Below are 11711 nucleotides of genomic sequence, written 5' to 3' on the forward strand. Positions count from 1 at the left end.
GAAGCGGACACTCAGTTGGCCAACTTACAACTTGGCAACTTCAGAGCGCCAGTAGACCCCGTCCTCGTCAGCGAACGCCAGGTGGCCCCACTTCGGATCGTGGATCACGATGCCATTGAACATGATGTCGTCAGGATTGCCCTGCTCATCTACTTCGTCTTGAACGAACGTAAAGCGCATCCCAACGGCGTCAGCGGGCGTCAAGCCCAACTTGGCCAGATCGTCCACAGAGCCGCGACACAGCAAGTAGCCGCGTTCGATCATCGCTGCGTTGAGGTCGATATAAATCTCGGGAAAGGGGTGAGGTTGTCTCATGTGACGACCACTTATGTAACCCTCTGAGTCCGCGCTAGCCCAAGCAAGCGGCGGTCGACCAACAACACACGCACGGCCGCTCGGTCGCCTAGACCCAATGTCCGCTTTGGGTCGTTAGCGGTCACCTGGTGACGATGGCAGCGTCGCCATAAGCACAGATGGGCCAATCAGAGTCCTTCGCCGCGGTCAGTTGCACCATTGCCGCTCGCAAGGAACGCCATCGTTGTTGCCGTCCATCTTGGTGTTGGGGCAGTGCTGGACGAAGTACGTCGCTTCAGCGCAAGAAGTCATTTGGGAGCACATAGTGCGCCCGTCGCATTTGAACAATGAGGCGGCGGCTTTGTCTTCGCGAGCTAGCGGAATCGAGGGGGATGCCGTGCTTTCAGGCCGTTGCCAAGCGGAGCCGTTCGCAGATGGCGACCTGTACTTTGCATACCCGAACCAGGCGATGCCAGCGACTAGGACAAGGATCAGGAGCTTCTTCACCAGTTCCGCCTCTCAGGTTCTCAAGGGGCCAATTAGCGCGTTCCCGATGCGACCGCCTTAAGAATTTTTCTCGGATGTCCGCTATGGGGCGAATGTGGTCACCCAGCCTGGCGCTGCAGCATCGGGTTCAGACGACGCGCGGTGGAGTAGGCCACGCCCCCCTGATATAAACGGCCGAGGGGACGGACGTCGGAGATCTCGTGCATCGCATGCTCCCAATGTTGTTGCTGCTTTCATTCGGCGTGGCGGGCTGCGCTTCGCAAGGCACACAGCAGTCGGTCGAAGACTCCACTTCGCGCTTCAAGATGCTTGCCGGGGCAACGACGCCGGCCGCGTGGCACCCCGGCGCCACGTGGTCCTTCATCGCGTTGAACAAGAACGGGGGAATCGAAAGCGCGTTCGTCTTCGAAGTCACGGACCGCATTGCGAGTACGTGCTCGGGAGGCGAATGGAAGCAACTGCAGGTCATCGCGGGAGATCGCAAGCGACTCAGCCAACCCGCGTATTCGATCCAAGGCCGCAATCTGCTGATCTTGCTGTCGACCGCCTTGTGCGATGCGGAGCCTGGATTTCGAGGAGAGCTGTCTGACGCAGGATTTACGGGTCGGAGCGAGTTCTCGCACCTCCTCGGCATGGAGGAGTTTGGGAAAGCGTATGGCGTGCCTGTAGACGCGACACCCGACGGTCGGAAGCCCGAGCTCACCCAGGACGAACTTGCGCTGGGCGTCGCAAGCCTGGGCCTGCCGTACCCGGGCTTGATTGCACGAATGGGATCCCCCGTGCGGGAGTCCGACACTGGCGAAGGCCGGCAATTGGAGTACCGCGGCCTGACGGTATGGATCGAAAAGGTAGCAAGTCATCCCGATCTGCCAACGCGGATCTACGAGGTGCTCAGCACATCTCCGACGCAGTGCACGCCGTCCGGCATCTGCCCGGGAATGCCGCTTGCGCGCGCAACTGCGATGTATGGCGCACCGGTCGTGGCGGATCGCGAGGATGGACGCTTCTTCGAGTACGTCGCGAAGGACGCATCGTGCTGGCTGCAGGTGGCCACGCGCGATGACGTCATTCGTTCGATTCGAGCGGAGTGCCAGCCGTAATCTCAAGCGCTGTAAGCACCCCCGCATTGCCGACGGGGCTAGCGGTTCGCCTGTCTGGCTGGTTGCCAACGCTCACCTGGTGACCCATGAAAATGGCCTGACAATGACCAACGGCACAATTCCCGACCCCGCCTGTCCCGCGAGACTCCGCGTTCATTCCAAGGAGTCCTGCATGTCCAGCAAGCGCATTGCCCTGACGTTCGCGGCCCTGATGACCGTCGCATCGGCCGCCCACGCCCAGCATTCCTCGGGCAGCATCGTCGGTACCGCGGTCACCGGCGACGTCATCGACGTCAAGGGATCCGACACCGGCTTCCACCGCGAGCTCAAGATCGACGAGGACGGCAAGTTCCAGCTGCGGTCCGTGCCGGTCGGCAGCTACATCGTCACCGTGACGCACGCAGACGGCACGACGACCGAGTCGTCGGTGGAAGTGCGCGTGGGGTCGGCGGCGCGGGTGAAGTAGTTTCGCCGCGTGCGCTCAGCGCACGCGTTCGACCTGGTCGATGTAAGCCCCGTATCCCGCCGCTTCCATCTCCTCCAAGGGGACGAAGCGCAGGGACGCGGAGTTGATGCAGTAACGCAACCCACCTTGGTCGCGCGGGCCGTCGTCGAACACGTGGCCGAGGTGGCTGTCGCCATGCGTCGAACGCACCTCCGTGCGCACCATGCCGTACGAGGTGTCGTTCAGCTCCTTGATGTGCCCGGACTGGATCGGCTTGGTGAAACTGGGCCAGCCGCAGCCCGACTCGAACTTCGCCGACGAGGCGAACAAGGGCTCGCCCGACACGATGTCGACGTAGATGCCCGGGCGATCTTCGTGCAGCAAAGCGCCGCTGCCGGCGCGCTCGGTGGCGCCTTCCTGCGTCACCAGGTATTGCTCGCGGGTGAGCCTGGCGATGGCATCGGGGTTCTTGGTGTATTCGGGCATGGGGACCTCAACGGACCGGTGCGCCGAAGCGCTTGGCAGAAAGCATCGCCGCTTTGTTGCGCTCGACTTCGCGGTCCTTCGGCGGGGTGAAGGTGGTCAGCGAATCGATCAGCGTCCTGGCCGCATCGCTGACTTGTTGCACGGCCAGGTTGAACGCCGCCTCATTGGCCTTCGATGGTGCGTTGAACCCGCTCAGCTTGCGCACGAATTGCACGGCCGAGGCGCGGATCTCGTCGTCCGTTGCCGGTGGGGCAAAGTTGAAAAGGGTTTTGATGTTCCTGCACATGGCGCCTCCGGGACGGGCTCGGCTTTGCAGATATTAGACCCGTGGGTGTGATCGCCCATGAATGATTGCTGGTCAGACTGCGGCACCGAACAGGCGCCCCACCCCGGCGGTCAGCCCCATTGCCAGCGCACCCCAGAATGCGACGCGCAGTGCCCCTCTGACGATCGATGCGCCGCCTGCATACGCAGCAACACCGCCCAGGCCAAGCAGCGCAAGCAGCGTGGTCAGCGTAATCCACGTCGCGGCGTTGGCCGTGGAGACCACCGACGCAACGACAGGAAGCGTCGCGCCAACGGCGAACGAGAGTGCGGATGCAATCGCCGCCTGCACGGGACGCGCGCGCAAGGTTTCGGTGATGCCCAGTTCGTCGCGGATATGTGCACCCAGGGCGTCGTGCGCCATGAGTTGATCTGCGACCTGCGTGGCGAGCTGTTCGTCGAGCCCGCGACGGCGGTAGATGGCCACCAGCTCCGCGCGCTCCAGGTCCGGCTGCGATTCGAGTTCCCGCGTTTCCCGCGAGATGTCCGCCTTTTCGGTATCGGCCTGCGATTGGACCGAGACATACTCACCCGCAGCCATCGACATCGCGCCAGCCGCGAGTCCTGCGACGCCGGCCGTCAACACCGCCGCCGATCCGGCACCCGTGGCGGCGACGCCGACCATCAGGCTGGCGGTTGAAATAACGCCATCGTTCGCCCCGAGCACCGCGGCGCGCAGCCAACCAATTCGTGAAGCCTTGTGCCACTCGGCGTGGAGATGGGGCATGCGTGCTCCTCAATGCGCGAACAGGATGGGGATCGGCGTCCCGGCCAGAAGATCGCGGGTGGTGCCACCCAGCAGCCATTCTCGCAGGCGTGAATGACCATACCCGCCGGCGATCAGGAGCTGGGAACGCGAGTGGGCTGCATGGATCAGGAGTCGCGTCGCCACCGATTGTCCGTTGCAAGTCAGGTGCGTCACGGTGGGAGCGATGTCGTGTCGGGACAGGTGATCCTGCAATGGTTGTGCCGTCGCCGAATTCGCGCCTGGTGAAGCATCGACCATCGCGCACTCGAGTGCCGTCTGGTGGTCGAAGATGCCGAGCGAGATCGCACCATGCAGTGCACGCGATGCTTCCATGCTCGAGTCCCACGCCACCGTTGCCCGGTGGAAGCGCGAAGGCGCGGCGCACTCCGCCGGCACGACGAGGAGCGGTCGGCCGCTCTCGAAGAGCATGACGCTGAAATACGCACGAGCGAACGACGCGTCGTCGGCACCGCGGATCGGCGCTGGGATGACGCACAGGTCGGCGATCCTTCCCCGGCGCGCGCAGGCGCGCATTTCATCGTAGGTCGGCGCATCGACCACGACGTCCCAGGAGCAAGGCGCGTCGCCCACCGACTCCCGGATCGCTTGCGCGCGGGCCTGTGCATCCGCGTCGATGTGGCCCGTCATCGAAGCAATCACCTTGTCCGGCGCGATTCCCCAGGGGCTGGGCATCGGCGTCGGATACTGGACAGGGACAAGGACCGTCAGATGGGCGTCGCGCGTGGCGGCCAGTCCGAGCGCATAGCGCAAGGCCGTGTCATCTCCGGTGGTTCCGGTCAGCGGCAGCAGGATGTCGCGAAGCATACGCAGCACCTCCAAGCTTGACTCCATCACGGTTCGTGCCCCTTTCCATTGATCTGGATCAAGGAACGCCGCTCCACGGGCGCGCATCGTGATTCCGACCTCCTCACTGAGGTGCGAACATGCTCAAGGACCTGTTCTTTCCGGTGACGGGCGCAAGCACCGACGATGCGACCCTTGCGATCGCCGAACAAATCGCGGACGCGTATCGCGCCAGGCTCATCATTTCCGTCCCCGTCGCTGTGCCGGAGGCCGTTGCCGCGCCCTGGGGCTTCGCGCCCGGCCCGGTGCTCGCGCAGGTCCTCGAAGAAGTGGAGATCCGCGCGACGAAGCGGGCGGAAGAACTTCGTCGTCGAATGGCGAATTCGAAAATCGCTTCAGACGTGCGCATGGATCGCACGCGCCTGTTCGATGCCCCCGAAGCGTTGACCCTCCAGGCGCGTTACGCCGATCTGTCCGTCATTGCGAAACCGCGTGGCGACGATGCATCGATCGCGCACGCTTTCTTCAATGCCTTCCTGTTCGAGTCCGGGCGTCCCGTGATGGTGGTTCCGGCCAACATCGCATCTTGCCGCTTCGACAGGCTGCTCCTCGCATGGAAGCCCACGCGGGAGGCCACGCGCGCGATCCACGATGCGCTTGCGCTCTTCTCGCCAAGGGAAGTCGAAGTCCTGGTGGTCGATCCCGAAATCGGTGACCTGGGCCACGGCGACGAGCCAGGTGCCGACATCGCCGCCCATCTGGCGGAGCGTGGGTTGAACGTTCGCGTGACGCGTCGTCCTTCAGGCACCATGAGCGTCGCCACCACGGTGCGGCTGCACGCCGCGGAGCGTGGGGCGGACCTCATTGTCGCGGGCGGCTACGGTCACTCGCGCATGCGGGAATGGGTGCTGGGCGGCGCGACCCGGGACTTGATCGAATCGCTCGAACTTCCGGTGCTGTTTTCGCACTGAGGCCAGGAGGCCCCGGCAGGACTACCATGCGCATGGCGCTTGAACCGCATCAACGCAGGAACCACGCCATGAACCGCCCATACGACATCGACACCGACACCATCCTCCACGCCGTCGGCACCGACTTCGACATCGCCGCCATCGGCGCCGCGCAGAGCCCGTGGTGGAACCGCACGCTCTGCGCCGTCAACGACACCTGGGTGCGCCTCGGCGTGCTGGACGGCGACTTCCACTGGCACAAACACGACGACACCGACGAATTCTTCCTCGTCATGGAAGGCCAGCTCGACATCGAACTCGAAGATCGCATGGTCACGCTGCAACCCGGACAGGCGTTCACCGTGCCGATGGGCGTCATGCATTTCCCGCATGCACGCGGGCGCACTGTGGTGTTGATGATCGAGCGGGCGGGCGTGGCGCCGACGGGGGATTAGCGCCTCAAGGCACCTGCGCGCTTGGCAGGCGGTCTTCCAGCCCGAAGGACAGTCGGAAGCTGGCCTCGGTGGCACGGGTCCGAATGAGCGCGAGCTGCGTGTAAACCAGCAGGATCAGGCCCATGGCCTCCAGGGTTTCCTCCATCGTCTGGTACAGGCGGTAGGTGAGATCCACCGTTTCGTGGTTCGCCTGGTAGTACTGGCCGCCCAACATCTCCATGCCGACGGCGCCGGACAGGAACACGACGGCCGAGAGGCCGAACAGGATTCGGAAGCGATTGCCGAGGCGCCAGAATTTCGGCGTGGCCCACATCGCGAGTGCGAGCACCGCGACCAGATAGGGAACGACCCAGGCGAAGAACAGCAATCCGCTCGTATGGAGGTGCGTGCGTACCGGCCCGATGAGTCGCTCGTGGATGGCCAAACCTTCGTCAGCGGCGAGAAACAGGAATGTCGCCGCCAGGACCAGCCACAGCCTGCGTTCCTTCGGGTCGCGCGCGGGCAGCCTCGCGAGCAGGAGGAACAGCGCGCTGGCGAGAAGGAAGAGGCAGCATTCGAACAACGTCGGGACGTTGCGCTCGAGGGCAAGGTTGAACATCCGAATGAGCCCGTACGGGTCGCCGTAGTGGAGCGCGAAGGTCAGATACAGGCCGGCGAAGTGCGCCAGCAAGAGCAGTGCGAACGCCGCAAGGAGCGCCCGGGCCACGCGTGCCGGCTCGAGGCAGACGTCGATGCTGATTTCCATGGGACTCCCCTCCCGCGGCCTGGACTGGCCTTGCTAGGCATAACGCAGGGCGGTGCGCGGAGCGGTCCGCTGGGGGGCAGCTCGGGCCCCGCTTCGCGCGACAATGGGGGCTCCACCCCGGGGACTAGTCCACATGAAGAAACTGATCCCGCTGTTCGCGGCCTTGGCTGTCGTCACTGCGCCGGGGGCATTTGCCGAACAACCCGACGCCGCACTGTCGGACACGATCTCAGCGCTCGACACCGCCGTGTTCGACGCCTTCAACCATTGCAGCGCCCCGGAGCAACTCCAGAAGCACGCCAGCTACTTCGCGCCTGACGTCGAGTTCTATCACGACACCGGTGGCGTCACCTGGTCGCGGCAGGACATGATCGCGAACACGGAGCAGCATGTGTGTGGCCATTTCCGTCGCGAGCTGGTGCCGGGCACGCTCAAGGTGTTTCCGATCAAGGATTTCGGCGCGATCGAGCAGGGCACGCATCGCTTCTGCCAGTTCGACACAGGCAAGTGCGAGGGGATCGCGGATTTCGTGATCGTGTGGAGCAATCAGGACGGGCATTGGCTGATCACGCGGGTGCTGAGTTACGGGCACCGCGCCAATGACTGATTGCCGGAAGAAAAAGTAGGCAAAAAATCTGGGTCGACGGTTAATTTCAGAACCGTCCCCCCGATCCCCTTTGCCCTCACATGCGCGTCCCGACCCACATCCTGTCGCTCCCCGGCGACGGCAAATTGGCCTACTCGCTGTACGGCGCGCCGAACGGCCGGCCGGTGCATTTCTTCCACGGGTTCCCCAACAGCCGGCTGTTCGCGGCCATGGTCCACCGCAAGGCTGCGGCCGCCGGTGTGTGCCTCGTGGCCGCGGACCGGCCTGGTTTCGGCGCGTCGTCTGCCATGCCTGGCCGCTCCCTGATGGATTGGTCGACGCAGGTGGAGGCGCTCGCAGACCACTTGGGGCATTCGCGATTCGATGTCATCGGCGTGTCGTGCGGTGGCGCGTACGCGCTGGCGTGCGCGGCGCAACTGCCGCACCGCATCGGCCGCGTCGCGCTGTTGGCGGGCATGGGGCCGATGGATCGTCCGGAGATCCGACGCACGCAGATGCCGGCGCTCAAGGCGATGTTCGGCCTGGCGAAGCTCCACCCGTGGCTGGCCAGCCCGATGTTCCTGCTGGATCGAAGCGTCTTCCGCGGCGATCCGGATCGCGCGCTGCGCATGGTGGCCGGTTTGCTGACGCCGCCTGACCGCGCCGTGCTCGACGCCGAACCCGACGTGGGGCGGCACTTCGTAGCCAGCATGGCCGAGGCCTATCGCCAAGGCATCGGTGCGGCGATGCAGGAGGCGCGACTGATCGCGCAGCCGCGGCCGTACCGGCTGGAGGACATTCGCGTCCCCGCGCATGTGTTCCAGGGCGGCGCCGACCGCCATGTGCCCGAAACGATGGGCCGCTATCTGGCGCGCACGATTCCTTCCGCCCATTGGCATCTGTTCCCCGAGGAGGGTCACCTCTCCATCGTTTGGAACCGGTTCGACGAGTGCCTGGCCGTGTTGGGAGTTGGCGGTGTTGGATACGCAGGTCACCGCCGCGGTCTTGTTGGCCGCAGGTAGCTTGCATACGCTTGGGCGCATGAGAAACCCCGCCGCGCTGTCGGTCATTGCCCTGTTAACGGGTTGCGCAACGTGCGCCGGCGGCTTGTCCGGCGTCGAAGAGCGCAATCTGCGTGGCGGCGGGTTTTGCGATGCGACGCTGCAAGTTTCCGGCGACTTCGGTTTCGAAGGCGTCGGTCACTTCCGACATTGCTTTTACAAGGCGCGGGATTTTGGGCAGTGCGACGGCATGTCCGTCGCGCCATCCGGATCGATCGCCTTGTGGCAGGACGTGTCGACGGGTTCGGTCGTAGCCTTCCGCCCAGGTTGGCATCAGCCGCAGGTGCTTCTCAGTTTCCCAACACCGAGCTCGTTGCAGTCGGCGAATTGGAACGAGCCCGCCGGGACTGTGACACTCAAGGCATGGAATCACGCAGACGAGCATCAACTGGCTATCCCCGGCAATGGCTAGCGAAGGGCGGGCACATGTCCATTTTTGGCCGATAAATCGACAGGAGCATCGTATGGGGTTGATTCCTCGGTGGACCCGAAATGCTTGGCATCTGTCGCTACTGCTCGTACTCACCGGCTGCGTGCGCGTAGGTGAGAGGGAATCCTGGAAAGGCGTCGCCTGGCACTACGTCAATCCGGCAGCCGGCGTTAGCCGAGTTCAGGCGATTTCGGAGATGGAAGCCCAGATCGTAGCGCTTGGCTTCAAGTCCGATAGTCCTATCCCCATTGATCCCGCGCACAAGATTTTCGACCGCGCCTACGAGGACCAGGCCTCGACCGTGCTGGTGGCGCTGGACAATCGCTCGGATCCGAACTGCTTCTCCGTCACTGTGATGATCAGACAATCATCCGAGGACTTCGTGCGCGCGCGAGATTTCGAGGACAAGTACGCTGCTGCCATCCACGGGATGCCCGGTTGGCGGGTGGGCGAAGGCGCATGCATGATCGTCGACGACAATGGGCGAGCGGTTCAGTCGCCTGAAGAAGCTCGCCGGATATCTCGCGAGCCGGGATGACTTGAAGGGGATGACCGGACTACGTGTCCTTGCGGCCCTGGACTGGGCCGCATCGAGGGGATCGTCATGCGACATCTATGTTTGTTTGCCGTGATCGCGGCACTCTCCGCCGCGTGTTCGCAGAAGGCGCCGCCCATGACGGAGGCGCAACTTATTGGCAAATGGTCGTGCGATCCGTCGAAGCGCCGGGTGTCGGGCGGAGAAGACGAAACGTTGTCGACGATCGAGTACCGCGCCGATCACTCCTATCAAGGTGTCGTCACGTCGTCATTTTCCGCCGGCAACGGCGTCGTCGGGTATCTGTCGATGCGATTGCACGAGGAAGGAAATTGGCGGATCGAAGGCGACGAGCTCGAGTCCACGATCCTGGTGTCCGAAGTGCTCTCCACGTCCAGCCCGCGTTACGGTCGAAAAGAGGTGCAGGCGATCCAGGCAACGCTGCCGCACAGCGACGGTGTGCACCGCGAATGGATCCGCGCCTTCGACGGCAAGCAACGCACGATGGACGACACGGCCTTTCTTGGGGCTTGGATTGGCGAGCCATGGGTGTGCACCAGGCTTTGACGCAGACCCAAGCGGACTCGTCAGGCCATCAAGCGTTCAAGCATCACCGACGCCATCACGCGTTCCCACGGAAACAACGGCCCAGGATCGCGCTTGCGACGCACCCTCCTGCCTGGATCGTCGTGCGCCTCGACCTCGGTCGTATCGAGGTCTTCATGCCCCGCAACGAAGCGCAGCGAAGGCACTTCAGACGCGAGCGTCCCGAGCAAGCCGATCAACGCCACGATCTGCGCCTCGGTATACGCCTCGTCCATCGCCTGGTGCCCCGCGTCCAGCCAGCGTGGATAGCGCCCCGTATTGACGAGCTCGATGCCCACCGACCGCGCGTTGTACCCACGCGTGTGGTGCGCCACCCGATCGCGCGGCACCCACTGATGCACCGACCCGTCCCGGTCGATGTAGTAATGCCCGCTGTTCCCCGTGCCCGATTCGTCGTAGTGGATGCGCTCCCCATACTCCCGGGCCGTCGCCAGGTCCGGCAGCTCCGTGCAATGGAGGACGACGAGGTCGATCTGCGATTCGGGGCGCGCGGCGAGGCGCGAGGCGTAGGGCAGCGGCAGGGTCGGCATGGCGGCGATGCTAGCATCGCGTCCTGTTCCCCCGATGCCGCGCCATGCCCGTCACGCCACCCCCCGGTTCCGCACTCGGCAAGCTGATGTCCACGCTGCCGCGGGACGGCCGCGTCGAGTGGATCGGCCTGCGTCCCAAGCGCGATGTCGGCATGCAGGAAGCCGACGCGGCCAACGCGACGGCCGGCGGCGGGCTCACCGGCGACCGCTACAGCGGCGGCAGCGGCAAGCGCGGCGTCACGCTGATCCAGGCCGAGCACCTGCCCGTCATCGCATCGCTCTCCGGCCACCACGACGTCGCGCCGGCGCTCCTGCGCCGCAACGTGGTCGTCTCCGGTATTCCGTTGCTCGCCTTGAAGGGGCGGCGCTTCCGCATTGGTGACGTCGTGCTGGAAGGCACCGGCACCTGCGATCCGTGTTCGCGCATGGAAGCGGCCCTGGGGCCCGGTGGCTTCAACGCGATGCGCGGCATGGGCGGCTTGTGCGCGCGGATCGTCGAGGGCGGCACGTTCCGCGTCGGCGACACGGTGCAGGCGCTGGAAGGGGTCACGGAAGATTTCAGCTTCGAAGGAACCGAGTGATGCGCGGTCATTGCATTCTTTCGCACGGGTTCGAAAGCGGCCCGGATGCGACCAAGGTGACGGCGCTCGCGCTCGTTGCCGAAACCTTGGGTTGGACATGCGAGCGTCCGGATTTCACGGACCTCGATGCGAAGCGCGAGGTCAGCGAACTCGGTGACGTGGCGGCGCGCTTGGAGCGCTTGCTGGGCATCGCGCGTGCGGCCGCTGCGAAGGGACCGCTCGTGCTCGCCGGTTCGAGCCTCGGTGCGTGGATTTCCGGGCGCGTCTCCTTGCAGGTCGATGTGAAGGGCCTGTTCCTGATGGCGCCGCCGATCCTGCTGGATCCGAAGCATCCGATCGATGCGGCACGCGTTCCCACGAGCATCATTCACGGATGGGACGACGAACTGATCCCCGCACGCGATGTCATCGCTTGGGCGCAGGCGCGCCGTGCATCGCTGCTGATGGTGGACGACGGGCACCGCCTCTCCGACCACGTCACCGCCAGCGCCGAAGCCTTCGGCGCGCTGCTTGCGAAGCTGTGA

General features: G+C 64.6%; 19 protein-coding genes. 11 read left to right on the forward strand and 8 right to left on the reverse strand.

Annotated features, from left to right (window positions below; translation table 11 throughout):
* Positions 1-24: 24 nt before the first annotated feature.
* Both LVB87_RS08750 and LVB87_RS08755 read right to left on the reverse strand, forming a co-directional pair.
* The gene (locus LVB87_RS08750) at positions 25-315 is read right to left on the reverse strand and encodes a hypothetical protein (protein ID WP_232897605.1); all 291 of its coding nucleotides are present in this window, start codon (positions 313-315) and stop codon (positions 25-27) included.
* 186 nt (positions 316-501) lie between these two features.
* On the reverse strand, positions 502-618 hold the full coding sequence (locus LVB87_RS08755) for an excalibur calcium-binding domain-containing protein (protein WP_343223426.1): 117 nt from the start codon (positions 616-618) through the stop codon (positions 502-504).
* Between the two features lie 401 nt (positions 619-1019).
* On the opposite strand from LVB87_RS08755, the gene LVB87_RS08760 reads away from it, so the two are divergent.
* Positions 1020-1901, forward strand: a complete 882-nt coding sequence (locus LVB87_RS08760) for a hypothetical protein (protein ID WP_232897606.1) — start codon at positions 1020-1022, stop codon at positions 1899-1901.
* Positions 1902-2073: 172 nt separating this feature from the next.
* The gene (locus LVB87_RS08765) at positions 2074-2367 is read left to right on the forward strand and encodes a carboxypeptidase-like regulatory domain-containing protein (RefSeq protein ID WP_232897607.1); all 294 of its coding nucleotides are present in this window, start codon (positions 2074-2076) and stop codon (positions 2365-2367) included.
* 15 nt (positions 2368-2382) lie between these two features.
* On the opposite strand, the gene msrB is transcribed toward LVB87_RS08765, so the two are convergent.
* From msrB to LVB87_RS08785, 4 genes are all read right to left on the reverse strand, one after another.
* Positions 2383-2832: a peptide-methionine (R)-S-oxide reductase MsrB gene (gene msrB / locus LVB87_RS08770; protein WP_232897608.1), complete on the reverse strand. Its 450-nt coding sequence runs from the start codon at positions 2830-2832 to the stop codon at positions 2383-2385.
* Between the two features lie 7 nt (positions 2833-2839).
* Positions 2840-3118: a DUF2277 domain-containing protein gene (locus LVB87_RS08775; RefSeq protein ID WP_232897609.1), complete on the reverse strand. Its 279-nt coding sequence runs from the start codon at positions 3116-3118 to the stop codon at positions 2840-2842.
* A gap of 72 nt (positions 3119-3190) precedes the next feature.
* On the reverse strand, positions 3191-3883 hold the full coding sequence (locus LVB87_RS08780) for a VIT family protein (protein ID WP_232897610.1): 693 nt from the start codon (positions 3881-3883) through the stop codon (positions 3191-3193).
* Positions 3884-3892: 9 nt separating this feature from the next.
* Positions 3893-4744 (reverse strand): universal stress protein, encoded by an 852-nt coding sequence (locus LVB87_RS08785; protein ID WP_232897611.1) that lies wholly within the window; start codon positions 4742-4744, stop codon positions 3893-3895.
* Between the two features lie 104 nt (positions 4745-4848).
* On the opposite strand from LVB87_RS08785, the gene LVB87_RS08790 reads away from it, so the two are divergent.
* Together LVB87_RS08790 and LVB87_RS08795 are read left to right on the forward strand one after the other, a co-directional pair.
* Complete coding sequence (locus LVB87_RS08790) at positions 4849-5679, forward strand: universal stress protein (RefSeq protein WP_232897612.1); 831 nt, start codon at positions 4849-4851, stop codon at positions 5677-5679.
* A 68-nt stretch (positions 5680-5747) separates the two neighbouring features.
* Positions 5748-6113, forward strand: coding sequence for a cupin domain-containing protein (locus tag LVB87_RS08795; RefSeq protein ID WP_232897613.1), 366 nt, complete (start codon positions 5748-5750; stop codon positions 6111-6113).
* A gap of 4 nt (positions 6114-6117) precedes the next feature.
* On the opposite strand, the gene LVB87_RS08800 is transcribed toward LVB87_RS08795, so the two are convergent.
* Positions 6118-6858 (reverse strand): hypothetical protein, encoded by a 741-nt coding sequence (locus LVB87_RS08800; protein ID WP_232897614.1) that lies wholly within the window; start codon positions 6856-6858, stop codon positions 6118-6120.
* A gap of 133 nt (positions 6859-6991) precedes the next feature.
* On the opposite strand from LVB87_RS08800, the gene LVB87_RS08805 reads away from it, so the two are divergent.
* From LVB87_RS08805 to LVB87_RS08825, 5 genes are all read left to right on the forward strand, one after another.
* Positions 6992-7465: a nuclear transport factor 2 family protein gene (locus LVB87_RS08805; RefSeq protein ID WP_232897615.1), complete on the forward strand. Its 474-nt coding sequence runs from the start codon at positions 6992-6994 to the stop codon at positions 7463-7465.
* Between the two features lie 80 nt (positions 7466-7545).
* Positions 7546-8466 carry an alpha/beta hydrolase gene (locus LVB87_RS08810; RefSeq protein ID WP_232897616.1) on the forward strand — a complete coding sequence of 307 codons (921 nt, stop codon included), beginning with the start codon at positions 7546-7548 and terminating at the stop codon, positions 8464-8466.
* Positions 8467-8485: 19 nt separating this feature from the next.
* On the forward strand, positions 8486-8917 hold the full coding sequence (locus tag LVB87_RS08815) for a hypothetical protein (RefSeq protein ID WP_232897617.1): 432 nt from the start codon (positions 8486-8488) through the stop codon (positions 8915-8917).
* A 52-nt stretch (positions 8918-8969) separates the two neighbouring features.
* Complete coding sequence (locus tag LVB87_RS08820; protein WP_232897618.1) at positions 8970-9473, forward strand: hypothetical protein; 504 nt, start codon at positions 8970-8972, stop codon at positions 9471-9473.
* 90 nt (positions 9474-9563) lie between these two features.
* On the forward strand, positions 9564-10037 hold the full coding sequence (locus LVB87_RS08825; RefSeq protein WP_232897619.1) for a hypothetical protein: 474 nt from the start codon (positions 9564-9566) through the stop codon (positions 10035-10037).
* A gap of 20 nt (positions 10038-10057) precedes the next feature.
* On the opposite strand, the gene LVB87_RS08830 is transcribed toward LVB87_RS08825, so the two are convergent.
* Complete coding sequence (locus LVB87_RS08830) at positions 10058-10606, reverse strand: N-acetylmuramoyl-L-alanine amidase (protein WP_232897620.1); 549 nt, start codon at positions 10604-10606, stop codon at positions 10058-10060.
* 44 nt (positions 10607-10650) lie between these two features.
* Between LVB87_RS08830 and LVB87_RS08835 the strand changes: the two genes are divergently transcribed.
* Both LVB87_RS08835 and LVB87_RS08840 read left to right on the forward strand, forming a co-directional pair.
* Positions 10651-11187, forward strand: coding sequence for an MOSC domain-containing protein (locus tag LVB87_RS08835; RefSeq protein ID WP_232897621.1), 537 nt, complete (start codon positions 10651-10653; stop codon positions 11185-11187).
* Entirely contained in the window at positions 11184-11711 is a 528-nt protein-coding gene (locus LVB87_RS08840; protein WP_232897622.1) for a hypothetical protein, read from the forward strand. The genes LVB87_RS08835 and LVB87_RS08840 overlap by 4 nt, the downstream gene beginning before the upstream one ends.

It is taken from the genome of Lysobacter sp. KIS68-7 (assembly GCF_021284745.1).
In the GTDB taxonomy this organism is placed as follows: Bacteria; Pseudomonadota; Gammaproteobacteria; order Xanthomonadales; family Xanthomonadaceae; genus Noviluteimonas.